This is a genomic window from Methylobacterium sp. B1 (assembly GCF_000333255.1).
In the GTDB taxonomy this organism is placed as follows: Bacteria; Pseudomonadota; Alphaproteobacteria; order Rhizobiales; family Beijerinckiaceae; genus Methylobacterium; species Methylobacterium fujisawaense.
In genome coordinates this window covers 1-12,473 of the sequence record NZ_BACT01000090.1, presented here as the reverse complement: position 1 = coordinate 12,473, position 12,473 = coordinate 1, and the positions used below count along the sequence as shown (strand labels likewise).

The 12,473-nt window shown below is 67.5% G+C and carries 10 protein-coding genes, 4 pseudogenes and 1 other annotated feature; of the genes and pseudogenes, 6 read left to right on the top strand and 8 right to left on the bottom strand.

The features are described from left to right. Both I53_RS02605 and I53_RS02600 read left to right on the top strand, forming a co-directional pair. Window positions 1–360 (top strand): annotated as a pseudogene (locus I53_RS02605) (branched-chain amino acid ABC transporter permease); the annotation flags it as partial. Continuing rightward, window positions 360–1,226, top strand: a pseudogene (locus tag I53_RS02600) (DUF3382 domain-containing protein); the annotation flags it as partial. The pseudogenes I53_RS02605 and I53_RS02600, both read left to right, overlap by 1 nt. A 102-nt stretch (window positions 1,227–1,328) precedes the next feature. On the opposite strand, the gene I53_RS02595 reads toward I53_RS02600, so the two are convergent. The 3 genes and pseudogenes from I53_RS02595 to I53_RS34805 all read right to left on the bottom strand — a co-directional run. Then, complete coding sequence (locus I53_RS02595) at window positions 1,329–2,189, bottom strand: flagellar motor protein MotB (protein ID WP_043346296.1); 861 nt, start codon at window positions 2,187–2,189, stop codon at window positions 1,329–1,331. Window positions 2,190–2,211: 22 nt separating this feature from the next. Further along, window positions 2,212–3,075 (bottom strand): flagellar motor stator protein MotA, encoded by an 864-nt coding sequence (gene motA, locus I53_RS02590; protein ID WP_043346294.1) that lies wholly within the window; start codon window positions 3,073–3,075, stop codon window positions 2,212–2,214. Window positions 3,076–3,688: 613 nt separating this feature from the next. Continuing rightward, window positions 3,689–4,024 (bottom strand): annotated as a pseudogene (locus I53_RS34805) (IS110 family transposase); the annotation flags it as partial. Window positions 4,025–4,219: 195 nt separating this feature from the next. Between I53_RS34805 and I53_RS02585 the strand changes: the two are divergent. Beyond that, window positions 4,220–5,590, top strand: a complete 1,371-nt coding sequence (locus I53_RS02585; RefSeq protein WP_374701292.1) for an HD-GYP domain-containing protein — start codon at window positions 4,220–4,222, stop codon at window positions 5,588–5,590. A gap of 29 nt (window positions 5,591–5,619) precedes the next feature. Here the strand turns inward: I53_RS02585 and I53_RS33640 are convergent, their stop codons facing one another. Together I53_RS33640 and I53_RS02580 are read right to left on the bottom strand one after the other, a co-directional pair. Continuing rightward, complete coding sequence (locus I53_RS33640; protein WP_158498469.1) at window positions 5,620–5,778, bottom strand: hypothetical protein; 159 nt, start codon at window positions 5,776–5,778, stop codon at window positions 5,620–5,622. Between the two features lie 496 nt (window positions 5,779–6,274). Next, window positions 6,275–7,021, bottom strand: a complete 747-nt coding sequence (locus tag I53_RS02580) for a glucose 1-dehydrogenase (protein ID WP_043346290.1) — start codon at window positions 7,019–7,021, stop codon at window positions 6,275–6,277. A 106-nt stretch (window positions 7,022–7,127) separates the two neighbouring features. Between I53_RS02580 and I53_RS02575 the strand changes: the two genes are divergently transcribed. Beyond that, window positions 7,128–7,505: a helix-turn-helix domain-containing protein gene (locus tag I53_RS02575; RefSeq protein ID WP_043346289.1), complete on the top strand. Its 378-nt coding sequence runs from the start codon at window positions 7,128–7,130 to the stop codon at window positions 7,503–7,505. Window positions 7,506–7,589: 84 nt separating this feature from the next. Here I53_RS02575 and I53_RS02570 read toward each other — a convergent pair whose 3' ends face one another. The 3 genes from I53_RS02570 to I53_RS02560 all read right to left on the bottom strand — a co-directional run bounded on the left by I53_RS02570 (window position 7,590) and on the right by I53_RS02560 (window position 10,800). Next, window positions 7,590–8,066 carry a VOC family protein gene (locus tag I53_RS02570; protein ID WP_083935945.1) on the bottom strand — a complete coding sequence of 159 codons (477 nt, stop codon included), beginning with the start codon at window positions 8,064–8,066 and terminating at the stop codon, window positions 7,590–7,592. Window positions 8,067–8,233: 167 nt separating this feature from the next. Further along, window positions 8,234–9,715: a SulP family inorganic anion transporter gene (locus I53_RS02565; protein ID WP_043346287.1), complete on the bottom strand. Its 1,482-nt coding sequence runs from the start codon at window positions 9,713–9,715 to the stop codon at window positions 8,234–8,236. Between the two features lie 114 nt (window positions 9,716–9,829). Next, window positions 9,830–9,885: a sequence feature (sul1 is cis-regulatory element that is thought to sense ions involved in sulfur or methionine metabolism; They are found in Alphaproteobacteria), on the bottom strand. Window positions 9,886–10,089: 204 nt separating this feature from the next. Next, complete coding sequence (locus I53_RS02560) at window positions 10,090–10,800, bottom strand: MgtC/SapB family protein (protein WP_043346286.1); 711 nt, start codon at window positions 10,798–10,800, stop codon at window positions 10,090–10,092. 251 nt (window positions 10,801–11,051) lie between these two features. Between I53_RS02560 and I53_RS02555 the strand changes: the two genes are divergently transcribed. Continuing rightward, window positions 11,052–12,053: a MoxR family ATPase gene (locus I53_RS02555; RefSeq protein WP_051044631.1), complete on the top strand. Its 1,002-nt coding sequence runs from the start codon at window positions 11,052–11,054 to the stop codon at window positions 12,051–12,053. Window positions 12,054–12,286: 233 nt separating this feature from the next. After that, window positions 12,287–12,473 (top strand): annotated as a pseudogene (locus tag I53_RS34445) (DUF58 domain-containing protein); the annotation flags it as partial.

The window sequence follows — 12,473 nt, the reverse complement described above, 5'->3', positions numbered from 1 at the left end:
GACCGCAAGATGGCGGCGTTGCTGGGCATCGACGTCGACCGCACGATCTCCCTGACCTTCGTGCTCGGCGCCGCGCTGGCGGCCGTCGCCGGCGTCCTCTACCTCATGTATTACGGCGTCGTGTCGTTCTCGGACGGGTTCGTGCCCGGCGTGAAGGCCTTCACGGCGGCGGTGCTCGGCGGCATCGGCTCCCTGCCCGGCGCGGTTCTCGGCGGCCTGATCATCGGCCTGATCGAGACCTTCTGGTCCGCCTACTTCTCCATCGAGTACAAGGACGTCGCCGCCTTCTCGATCCTGGCGATCGTCCTGATCTTCATGCCCTCGGGCATCCTGGGCCGGCCCGAGGTCGAGAAAGTCTGATGGCCCGTTCTCAGGCTGCGCTTCCCGACTCCGCGATGGCCGGCATCCTGCGCGACGCCGCCCTGTACGCCCTCGTCACCTTCGGCCTCTGCGTGCCGATCATCGCCTACCGCACCGATCCCGGGCCCGGGACCGAGCTGGTGCTCGTTCCGCGCTGGGGACTGGTGGCGGCGCTCTGCGCGGCGATCTTCGTGGCGCGGCTCGTCCAGCGCCTCGTGCTGCTGCGCCGTGACGCCCGGCGGGCGCTGACCCCCTCCCCGTCCCAGGCCACCGAGGCGGTCCACGGCGAGCCGGATGCGGGCCAGAAGACCTCGAAGGTCGGGCTCTATCTGTTCATCGGCATCGCCCTGACGCTGCCGATGATCGCGGCGGCGGCCACCGGCGGCCTGTCCTCGGCGCGCTACTGGATCGACCTCGGCATCCTGATCCTCACCTACGTGATGCTCGGCTGGGGCCTGAACATCGTGGTCGGCCTCGCCGGTCTCCTCGATCTCGGCTACGTCGCCTTCTACGCGGTCGGCGCCTATTCCTACGCCCTGCTCTCGACCACCTTCGGCCTGTCGTTCTGGGTCTGCCTGCCGCTGGCGGGCCTGTTCGCCGGCCTGTGGGGGATGATCCTCGGCTTTCCCGTGCTGCGCCTGCGCGGCGACTATCTGGCCATCGTCACCCTGGCCTTCGGCGAGATCATCCGCCTCGTCCTGATCAACTGGACCGACGTGACCGGCGGCGGGGCGGGCATCTCGTCGATCCCGCGGGCGACCTTCTTCGGGATCCCGTTCACGGCGGGCGACGACGGATTCGCGGCGACCTTCGGCATCCCGTACGATTCAATGCACCGGCTGGTCTTCCTGTACTACCTGATCCTCGGCTGTGGTCCTGTGCAAAGCGCGTGATGCGCCACGATGATCCGATGGGCGGCCTCGACGGCGATTCGCCGTTGTCGTCCGAGGCGGCGCGGCGCCTCGTCGTCAACGAAGCAGGTTCGGGGGCACCGGCGGGCTCGCATTGAGCAGAGTGATCGTCACCCGTCGGTTCGGCGCGATGTAGGGATTGTCGGGGAAAACCGGCTCGGTGTCGGCGCGTCCCACCACGGACGAGAAGTGGTCGTTGGGAACCCCGGCACCCGACAGGATCTCGCGCACGGCGAGCGCACGCCCGGCGGTGAGATTCCAGGGTTCGGCGGTCCGCGCCGAACCCGGGCGTGCGGCGGCCGTGTGGCCGGTTATCGACAGGCTGTTGGGCAGCCGGCGCAGGGCGGGCGCGAGCGCCTCCAGCACGCGACGGGTGCGCTCGTAGGGGTCGACAGAGCCCTCGCGGAACATGGCGCGGCCGTCCTGGTCCACGAGGGACACGTTCACGCCCTCCTTGGTCTGCTCGATCACGATGTTCTTCGACAGCTCGGCGATGTCGGGCATCGTCTGGAGCGCCTGCCGGAGGCTGGCTATGGCGCTGTAGTTCACCTCCGTGCTGGCGGCCGGGCGGCTGGCATCGAGATCGCTGGTGCGGCCCGGACTGGTCGGGCGCACTCTGTCCTCCCGCTCGGCAGAACCCCGCTCCGCGTCGCGGGGCGTGGACGGCTTGTTGCCTGACGTGTCCAGGGCGGTGCCGTACAGGATCCCGCCCGCGCCACTGGTTGCAGGGCTCAAAGCCGCCGGCGAGAAGTATTCCGCCAAACCGATCTTCTGCTCCTGCGTCGTCATGCTGATCAGCCACATCAGCAGAAAGAACGCCATCATGGCGGTCACGAAGTCCGCATAGGCGATCTTCCAGGCCCCGCCGTGATGGGCGTGAGCGGCCTTCTTGACCTTCTTGATGATGATCGTGGTCATCGAATCCCTGCCGGATAGCGGGTCAGATCTGGGCGGGCAGAGCGGCGGTTGCCGCTTCCACTTCGCTGAAGGTCGGGCGGACGTCGCTCATCAGAGACTTGCGGGCAAATTCTATCGCCATGACCGGCGGCTGGCCGCCGATGTGGGCGAGCAGACCCGCCTTGAGGGAAAGGTAGTATTTGGATTCGGCCTCGAAGAGGCTCTTGAGCGACTGCGCCATGGGCCCGAAGAAGCCGTAGGCGACGAAGACGCCAAAGAAGGTGCCGACGAGCGCGCCGCCGATCAGATGCCCCAGCACCTCCGGCGGCTCCTTGATCGCCCCCATCGTCTTGATCACGCCGAGCACGGCGGCGACGATGCCGAGCGCCGGTGTTCCGTCGGCGAGCGCCTGCATGGCAGACACGACCCGCTCCTGCTCTTGGTGGTGCGTCTCCAGTTCCTGATCCATGAGAGCGTCGATCTCATGGACGTTGTTGGCACCCAGCGACACCATGCGCATGTAGTCGCAGACAAACTCGACCGCGTGATGATTCGCTGCAAAGGTCGGAAAGGCGTTGAACAGCGTCGACTCGCCCGGGTTTTCAATGTGCGGCTCGAGCGCCATCGAACCCTTCTGCTTCGCGAGTTTGAACAGTGAATACTGCATCCCCAGCAGTTCGACATAGGAGTTCTGCGTGTATTTGGGGCCCTTCATCAGTGTGCCCAGCATGGCGGGCACGGCCTTAAGCACCGGCCCTGTGTTGCCGATGACGAAGGCACCGATGGCTGCACCGAGGATAATGACAAACTCGAACGGCTGCCAAAGGACTGCCAAGTGGGCACCCATCGCCGCGTAGCTGCCGAACACGCAGACGAAGACGATCAGTGTGCCGACGATCAGCCGCATGATTTGCCATCCTTGCGCGGCGGCAGGTACGGACCCCGCGAAGCTTTCAAGGATCCAGCAAATCACTGAACAAGGTTAATGCTGCGTTTAGAGCGGCCGCCGGAGGATTATGGGACGGTCGGTCCCAGCGTGGGGTCGAGCGGGTTTGACCCGGCGTGACGGGTGCGGGCGTGTCGCACGCGCGAACGCGCGGGTTCACGGGTCCTTGGGCCTAGCCGCCGAGCCCGCCGCTCCATCCCCGCCACCCCATCCCCAGAGCCCGCGCATGATCTGCGGCTCGGACGGCATGCGGGGGCTGCGCAGGGGCTTCGGCTTTGCCGGTGAAGGGCTTCGGCTTTGCCGGTGCATGGACCGTGCGCGAGCGGCACCCGATGCTTCGGACTTCCCGCGGCGAACAAGGCGTGACGGCGGGGCGATGGACGACCGTCCCCGCATCCCTCCCGCCTCGCGGCATGGCGGTTACGCCGTGGCCGGAGTTCCGCAGGCGCCCCGTGGGCCATCAACGCCCAGACGATCCGCGCCATCATGTCCGCCAGGGCGACGGCGACCCGCATGCGCGGCTGGCGCGACAGCATGCCGGCCGACCTCGCCCCAGCTGTGTCGGGATCCCCGGGCGAACCGCAGCGTCGGGCGCCGCGCCGCAGATCGCCTCCGCGTCGGCCATGGCGCTCTTCTGCCGCTTCGCGAACGGCTTCACGCATGCCGAAGGGATGAGCCGCGTGTCGTGACCGGCCAAGTCTATCCCGCATGCCCAGTGACGAGCACCGGCGCAGATCTCCATCGCGCCCATGCATCGGGGAGGTGTCGCGACGAACGCCAGTCCCGGATCACGCCGCAGCATCGTGCGACACACGGCTGTGCCACTCGCATCCGAGCGGTGACCCTGGAAAACCGACTCGACCGGATCGATCCCGCCGGTGCTCACCCCACCTGGGGACGCCGCCTGCAGGGGTGTCGCAACACCGCCGCTCTGGCACAGCGATGCCGTCGGGGGATGTCCACCCCAACGCTCAGGGTGGTTTTGCGGCGGTCCCCGGCCGAGATGAGGACGCATGGGAACGACCGTCGATGAACGGTTTCATTATTTTTGGGAGATAGTCATTCGGCCTATAAGGCACGAGTTTGGGCTATACCAATGCGAATCGTGGCGAGCGGTGACGCAGAGACACAGACCGTACACCTGTCGGAAATCCTGGGTGCCTTGAGCCATGCCCTGGATCTGACGGAAGGTCAGCCCGTGGGGCATTGCATTCGTGCGACATGGATCGGCTTCCACATCGGCCGCGCGATGGGCCTGCCCGACCTTCAGCTATGGGAACTCTACCATACGATCATGCTGAAGGATCTCGGCTGCTCAAGCAACGCCGCGCGAATCTGCGAACTCTATCTATCCGACGATCTCAGCTTCAAACGTGACTTCAAGACGGTGAGCGACAGCTTGCCGAAGGTGCTGGGATTTGTCTTCGCTCACACGGGCTTGAAGGCAGGCTTGGCCGAACGGTTCCGCGCGGTGCTCAACATCTTGCAGAACGGCGGAGCGATCGCCGACGAGCTCATACAGACCCGCTGCCAGCGCGGTGCCGCGATCGCCCGGCAGCTCCGCTTTTCGACGAGCGTCTGCGACGCCATCCACGCGCTGGACGAGCACTGGAATGGCAGCGGCCGGCCGGACCGCCTCACGGGCGCTGCGATCCCGCTCTACGCCCGTGTGGCGCTGCTCGCGCAGGTGGTCGACGTCTTCCACGCCGCAGCTGGCCCTTCGGCCGCGATCGCCGAGGTGCGGGCGCGCTCTGGCACATGGTTCGACCCGCAGGTCGTCGCCTGCTTCGAAGCGGTCGCGGCCGAACCCGGCTTCTGGGAGGTTCTGGGTTCGGATGAGGTCGAGGCGGCGGTGTTCGCCCTGGCACCGGTCAGCCCGATCGCGGTGGACGAGGACTACCTCGACGACATCGCCCGCGCGTTCGCCCAGATCATCGATGCCAAGAGCCCCTTCACCTCCGGCCACTCCGAGCGGGTCGCGGTCTACGCCGATATGATCGCGGCCGAACTCGGCTTTACTGCGGAACGCCGCCGCTGGCTCAAGCGGGCCGCGCTCCTGCACGACATTGGCAAACTCGGGGTCTCGAACGCGATCCTCGACAAGAACGGCAAGCTGGACGATGCCGAGTGGCAGGACATGCGCAATCACGCCGCCCTGTCGGAGACCATCCTGGCCCGCGTGGCGGTGTTTCACGAGATGGCCTGTATCGGCGGCGGCCATCACGAGCGGCTGGACGGCAAGGGCTATCCACGGGGGCTGAAAGGCGATGCGATCGTACCCGAGATCCGGATCGTCTCGGTCGCCGACGTGTTCGACGCGCTGACCGCCGACCGACCCTACCGGGCCGCCATGCCGCTTGAGAAGGCGCTCGGCATCATGCGGGCGGATGTCGGCACAGCGTTCGATCCGGCCTGCTTCGCGGCGCTGGAGCGGGCGCTCGCCGCGATCGAAGGGGATCTCGCCCGGGCGGCCTGAGCCGCGTCGCCGTTCACCGATCCTCTTGCCTACCGGGCCGGCGCCATCGGGCCGGGCCGGCCGCCGGCAGCCTCGCTGCGGGGCGCGACAGTCCGGGATGCCACGATGACGACCGTGCGCACCGCCCATCCCAAGGCCGTCGAACCCAGGGCACTGAGGCACAGTGCGTCGAGGGCGCGGGTGATCATGGTCCGAGATTCCTGGCGGAGAGAGGCGTGAGGGCGGGCGGCTGCCATCCGGACGTCGCCCGCTTTGCGAGCCCAGAGAGCACGACGCGTCGATACATTCTGATAGGAACGTCCGTTGTATTTAATACAACCTCGTTTTACTTTCTGGTTGTAGCTTTCCTCATCACGCTGGCCCCGCCGGAAGGAGGGCGCCTTCGTCCGCTTCCGGGGACCGCACGATCCGGCCTCACGGGCGACGTCGGGTCGATAGCGGGCCATCCGCTTTCCGGCGGGCCTGCGCCGAAGCGGACCGGCCGCTTTCGGCCAGTTCCAGTCCCGTCGACAGTCGCCCCCAAATGACCGCTGGGGGTGGACAGCCGAGGGTCTGCTTCCGGTGCGAGAGACAGCAAAGCAGACGCTATCGAAGGGTTGACGTAGTTCGACACCACTCGTCCTGCGTTGCGCTCCTGCGCGCAGCCCCTGTCTGGCCCGTGCGCGCAGGTCTAGTCGTTGTGTTTCAGCGAATACCGCCGCTGGCGGTGATGTTCTCGCCGGTAAGCCAGCGCGCGTCATCGGACGCGAGGAACGTCACGACGCCCGCGATGTCATCCGGGTGGCCGGCGCGGCCGAGAGGTGTCTGTGCGACCATCCCGGCTTCCATCTCCGAGCCGGATATGCCGGCCGTGTGCGTCCCTTCGGTCACCACGTAGCCGGGGCTGACCACGTTCACGCGTATCTTGCGCGGGGCCAACTCATTGGCGAGGACGCCCGAGATCGCGTTCACCGCGCCCTTCGTGCCCGCGTAGACCGCCGCCGCCGGCGTATGCACGTGCGTGATCGCCGAAGAGATGTTCACGATGCTCGCGCCTTCGCCGAGATGCTTCACGGCCGCCCGGGTCGACAGCAGAATGCCGAGCACGTTGACGTCGAACTGGCGGCGATAGTGTTCCTCTGTGACCTCTTCGATCGCCGCGAACTCGTAGATGCCGGAGTTGTTGACCAGCACGTCGAGCCGCCCGAACTCCCGCACCGCCGCCTCGATCACACCCTGCGCCTCGGACGCTTTGGACACGTCGCCCTGGACCGCGATGGCCCTGCCGCCAGCCGAGGTTATGGCCGCCACGACGGCGTCAGCCCCGGCCCTGCTGGACGCGTAGTTCACCACCACAGCGGCGCCATCCTGGGCCAACGCTCTGGCGATCGCCGCACCGATGCCTTTGGATGCTCCGGTCACGACGGCGACCTTGCCCTCAAGCTTCGACATGTGTGCTATCTCCGACTGGGACCGGCTCCGGGATGGCAGCCTTAGACCCATAGTTCGGAACTTCGGAACTAATGGAGCGTCGTTCAAGTCCCCATATGGACGAAATATGAGACCCCTGTTTCACCCCGCTATCGATGACGTGCGTCCGGAGGCGATCCTGCACGCGCTCGCCGATCCGAGCCGCGCGGCCATCTTCGCCAAGATCATGCAGGCGGGCTGTGTCGAGGCCTGCTCGGCAGTCTCGGCAGTTGGGGACCGGGTCATCCCGAAATCCTCGCTGTCCAACCACTTCAAGGTTCTGCGCGAGGCCGGTTTGATCCGCAGCGAACGTCACGGCGTCGAAGTGCGCAACCATTCCCGCTGGATCGAGGTGGAGGCACGCTTTCCCGGTCTGCTGGCAGGGATCATCAATGCCTACGCTTCAGACCAGCGCCACGACTTGCGTGCTGCGGAGACAACCACACTCGATAAAGACGCGACCTAGATCTGCTTCCGAGAATGCTCCAATCCATCGACGGCGACCGACTTGGATCGGGAACGGAAGGCCCGTTTGGGTTGGTAGCGGACCTTACTCCGGTTGACGATGCCCGAGGCTCTCGGCGAGGCGCACGAGATACCCATCGGGGTCTTGGACGAGACACTCCCTCTGTCCGCCCTCCACCGGTCCGGTCCGATACCAAGCCTCGCTCGGTTCTTCGAAGAGCGGCCATCCCGCCGTGGCGAGCGCCGTCAGGATCGGCGCAAGCTGATCGACCATGATCTGGAAGTTCACGCCACGTCCGTAAGGGCGCTCCAGCGTCCCCGTATCCCAGCGACCATTGCGCTGGCACAGCATGATCTGCGCGCGGCCTCGTACAAGGTAGGAAAAGCGGGCAGCCGGTCGATCATAGGCGACACCAAAGCCGAGCAGATCGCACCAGAAGCGCAGGCTTGTGTCGAGGTCGTAGACAGCCAGTTCCGGCGTTAGGGCGGAGAACCCACCCTCCGGGGGGTGGCCGGAGCCGGTGGAGCGGGCGCGAGCAATGGGGTCGGCGAGCGGTTCCATGACGCTTTCCAAGCCATGCACGAGCGAAGGAGATCAAGGTCCGCTACGGGTCGAGTGCGGAACGGCGGCTGGGTATGGCAAGCAGCCTGACTGCTTCTGAGTGGGTTTACCGGGAATCGGCCATCCTCGGCACCACCAGCGCGATTCGAGGATGGCCTGCCGTTGGATCAGTGACCGCCAACGGCGAACGTCGCCCCGGGCTTATCGTGAGTGCCGATACGCTCGACCATGGTTGCCGTCGCCTCGTTCATGCCGACGACGTCGACCGTGATGCCATGGTGGCGGAGCTTCAGGACGACCCGGTCAAGAGCGTTGATAGCCGAGATGTCCCAGAAGTGTGCCGCCTGCAGGTCGATCACCACGCCCGTCAGCCCTTCCTCGCGGAAGTCGAAGGCGGCGTGGAAGGCTTCCGCCGTGGCGAAGAAAATCTGCCCGGTTATCCGGTAGGTCCGCACGTCGCCCTCGCCACGGGAAGACCGGACGGCGAAGAACTTCGTGACCTTGTGGGCGAAGAACAACCCGCTCAGGATCACGCCGAACAGCACGCCCTTGGCGAGGTCGTGAGTGGCGACCACCACCGCGACGGTGCCGAGCATGACCACGCTCGACGCCTTCGGATGGGTGACCAGCGTGCGCAGGGATTTCCACTGGAAGGTGTTGATGGAGACCATGATCATCACGGCCACGAGCGACGCCATCGGGATCTGCGCCACGTAAGGCCCGAGCACCACGATGAGGAACAGCAGGAACACACCGGAGAATAGGGTCGAGAGGCGCCCGCGGCCGCCGGAGGAGACGTTGATGACCGATTGCCCGATCATGGCGCAGCCGGCCATGCCGCCGAGGAACCCGGAAGCGATGTTGGCGACGCCCTGGCCGGCGCATTCACGGTTCTTGTTCGAAGTCGTGTCGGTCATCTCGTCGACGATGGCCGCGGTCATCAAGCTCTCCAGCAAACCGACCATGGTCAAGGTCAGCGAGACCGGAAGGATGATCCACAGCGTGTCGAGGGTGAACGGCACCTGTGGCAGGGCCACCCACGGCAGCTCGCTCGGGAGCGCCCCCATGTCGCCGACCCTGTGGATGCCGAGGCCGAGGTACATCGAGACGGCGGTGAGCAGGACGATGGTCACCAGCGGTGATGGCACGGCCTTGGTCAGGTACGGCAGCCCGTAGATGATGCCGAGGCCAACGGCGGTCATGACGTAGACCGTGGTGCCTTGGCCGAGGAGCTCGGGCATCTGCGCCAGGAAGATCAGGATCGCCAAGGCGTTGACGAAACCGGTGACCACCGACCGCGAGACGAACCGCATCAGGTTGCCCAGGCGCAGGGCCCCGGCGACGATCTGCAGGAGCCCGGTGAGGATGGTGGCGGCAAACAGGTAGCCGACGCCGTGGTCCTTCACGAGGCCGACCATGAGGAGCGCCATGGCGCCGGTGGCGGCGGAGATCATCGCCGGGCGGCCGCCGGCGAATGCGGTGACCACGGCGATACAGAAGGAGGCGTAGAGGCCGACCTTGGGATCGACACCGGCGATGATCGAGAAGGCGATGGCCTCGGGGATCAGGGCCAGGGCGACCACCGCACCGGCCAGCAGTTCACGCGTGACGTTCGGAGCCCATTCGCTCCGGAGGTGTACGAGATTCATGATGGGTGGGAGACTTTCGTCGTCCCGCACGCGCGACGTCCGCGAACCCGTGCGGGAGGCGCAACACGGCGGGTCGGCCTCCTTTGAGGTCCGCGACACGGTCGCCGTCGATTGCGTGGTCCGGCGGATCGGCGGCCGGAAGAGCCACCCGGGCTTTCACCGGGTCCTGTCGTATGGCCCCTCGTACATCACCAGACTGGTGCGTTGCAACATCCGAACGATACCCAGTGCGTCCCCGCCGCAAAACCGGCTTCGGCGTACCAGCTTTTGCACGTCTGCTTACCGGGCCTACTCAACCCGCATTGTACGGCCGAGGAAGGTCGGAACCAGCCGTCGCTCCTGTCGAACGGACCGAGCTTTGAGCCGAAAACAGATCAGTCGGCGGTCTGGACCGACCACGTGGCGTGACGAATGCCCGGGGCGCGGGCCAGTTCGGCCGTGACGGCATCGAGCTCCTCGGCCTTCACGGCGCTGGCCGTCAGGGTCGCCACCACATCCACCGCGGTCTCGCCCCGCTCCTCCACCTCGACGCTGCCGACCGGGTAGTTCGCAGCCTCCAGGCGCTCCACCAGCAGATCCTGCGCCGGACCGGCCTCGCCGGGCGCCGTGGTGACCTGGACCTCGTAGGTCGCCTCGGTGGCGGATTCGCGAATCGGCGCGCGGTTGATGGCATTCACCAGCGGCCGGAGCGCGGTGTTGCAGGCCAGAACCGTCACCATCACGAACACGGCCTCCAGGGGCAGGTCCGCACCGCAGAAGGCCCCGACGGCCGCCGAGCACCACAGGGTCGCGGCCGTGTTGAGGCCGCGGACGTTCATGCCCTCCTTCATGATCACGCCGGCGCCGAGGAAGCCGATGCCGGAGATCACATAGGCCACCGTGCGGACGCCCCCGTCCGGGCCGGTGAGCCGCATGCCGAGATCCACGAAGGCGCTCGCTCCCACCGCGACCAGCACGGCCGTCCGCAGGCCCGCGGTGCGTTGCCGGTACTGGCGTTCGGCCCCGATGATCGTGCCGAGCACGAAGGCCACGAGCAGGCCGATGGCGGATTTCAGTTCTTCGGGGAGGGCGGTGTAGCTGATCATCCGCGGTCTCATGGGAGCGGGGAGGTGACGAAACCGTGACACCATGGCCCGGCCCGGATCCGTAAGCGTATCCGAACCGGGATTGACGGCCGCACCGGGCAGCGGGCACACCGGCAAGAGCCTGAGGATCCCTTAAGAATTCGGGACCCGGTCGAGGAGACGTGCAGGATGCAGCACACGGCCCGAGCGGCGGACGGGGTCCGCGCAAGATCCCGCAGCGCAAGATCCTGCCGCACAGGATGCGTCCGCGTATGAGCGGCGCCCTCGCCGAGCGTCGGCCCGACACCATTCCCGACGACGCCCTGCACGGCCGCGTCATGGCGCTCCGCGAGGGGCTGGAGCGCGGCCTGATCGGCAGCGCCGGCCTCGTCGAGCGCCTGCTGATCGGGCTGCTCACCGGCGGCCACCTGCTGATCGAGGGCGCGCCGGGGCTGGCCAAGACCCGCGCGGTCAAGCGGCTCGCCGACGGGCTCGACGGCTCCTTCGCGCGCATCCAGTGCACCCCGGACCTGATGCCGGCCGATCTCACCGGCACCACCGTCTGGCGCCAGGACAGCGGCACGTTCGAGTTCCTGCCGGGGCCCCTGTTCCACGCCCTCGTGCTGGTGGACGAGGTCAACCGCGCGCCGCCGAAGGTGCAGTCGGCGCTCCTCGAATCCATGGCCGAGGGGCAGGTGACGGTCTCAGGGACCACCCACCGCCTGTCCGATCCGTTCATGGTCGTGGCGACCCAGAACCCGATCGAGCATGCCGGCACCTTCCCGCTGCCGGAGGCGCAGCTCGACCGCTTCCTGCTGCACGTCGTGGTCGACATGCCCGACGAGACCACGGAGCGGGCGATCCTCGACCTCGTGGAGGGCGAGATCACCCACCACGTCGACGCCATGACCATGCGGTTGTCGCTGGCGGATGTGCGCGCGGCCCGGGAGGCGGCGCTCTCCACCTACGTGTCGCCGGCCCTCAAGGACTATCTCGTGCGGCTGGTGGCGGCGACCCGCACGGATGCGGCGGCCCCGGACCTGCGCGCCATGATCGAGCACCCGGCCTCGCCGCGGGGCACCCTGGCGCTGATGATGGCCGGCAAGGCCCGGGCCTGGCTGCGGGGCCGCGACCACGTCATCCCCGAGGACGTCACGGACCTCGCCCGGGACGCCCTGTCCCACCGCATCGGCCTGACCTGGCGGGCGGCCGCCGAGGGCAAGACGGCGCGCGGCCTCGTCGGCGAACTGGTGCAGCGGGTGCGGGCGCTCTGACGGTGTTCGGGCTCCGGATTCCGGGACGTGCTTCCCCGCCCCCCTCTGCGGGGGAGGAGACCCTGCGCGGCAGCGGGGGAGCGGGGCAGCGCGACGGATCGGGAAATGGCGCCCGTCGCGACCCGTCCGGAAGCGTCGCTCCCCTCGCCCGACCCGGCCTGACGGCCGGGGCCCCCGCAAAGGGGGGAGGAACGGGAAGCGCCGCGGGCATCCACCTCTCGGGCGAGGCGCTGATGGGCCTGCGCCACCTCGCCCGGCGGGGTTCCGCGCCCGCCACCCGGACCCTGGCAGGGCTGCCCGGGCGCATCGTCACCCGGCGCCGCGGCCGCGGCTCCGAGCCGGAGGATGTCCGCCTCTGGTCCGAGGGCGACGACCGCCGCCTTCATCGACCGCAACGCCACGGCCCGCACCGGGCAGCTG

Excerpts from the sequence above, each read along its gene's own strand:
- I53_RS02555 (WP_051044631.1), top strand. The coding sequence starts at position 11,052 with ATGAGCGGCGCCCTCGCCGAGCGTCGGCCCGACACCATTCCCGACGAC.
- I53_RS02575 (WP_043346289.1), top strand. The coding sequence starts at position 7,128 with ATGAGACCCCTGTTTCACCCCGCTATCGATGACGTGCGTCCGGAGGCG.
- I53_RS02565 (WP_043346287.1), bottom strand. The coding sequence starts at position 9,715 with ATGAATCTCGTACACCTCCGGAGCGAATGGGCTCCGAACGTCACGCGT.
- I53_RS02580 (WP_043346290.1), bottom strand. The coding sequence starts at position 7,021 with ATGTCGAAGCTTGAGGGCAAGGTCGCCGTCGTGACCGGAGCATCCAAA.
- motA (WP_043346294.1), bottom strand. The coding sequence starts at position 3,075 with ATGCGGCTGATCGTCGGCACACTGATCGTCTTCGTCTGCGTGTTCGGC.
- I53_RS02560 (WP_043346286.1), bottom strand. The coding sequence starts at position 10,800 with ATGATCAGCTACACCGCCCTCCCCGAAGAACTGAAATCCGCCATCGGC.
- I53_RS02570 (WP_083935945.1), bottom strand. The coding sequence starts at position 8,066 with ATGGAACCGCTCGCCGACCCCATTGCTCGCGCCCGCTCCACCGGCTCC.
- I53_RS02595 (WP_043346296.1), bottom strand. The coding sequence starts at position 2,189 with ATGACCACGATCATCATCAAGAAGGTCAAGAAGGCCGCTCACGCCCAT.
- I53_RS33640 (WP_158498469.1), bottom strand. The coding sequence starts at position 5,778 with ATGATCACCCGCGCCCTCGACGCACTGTGCCTCAGTGCCCTGGGTTCG.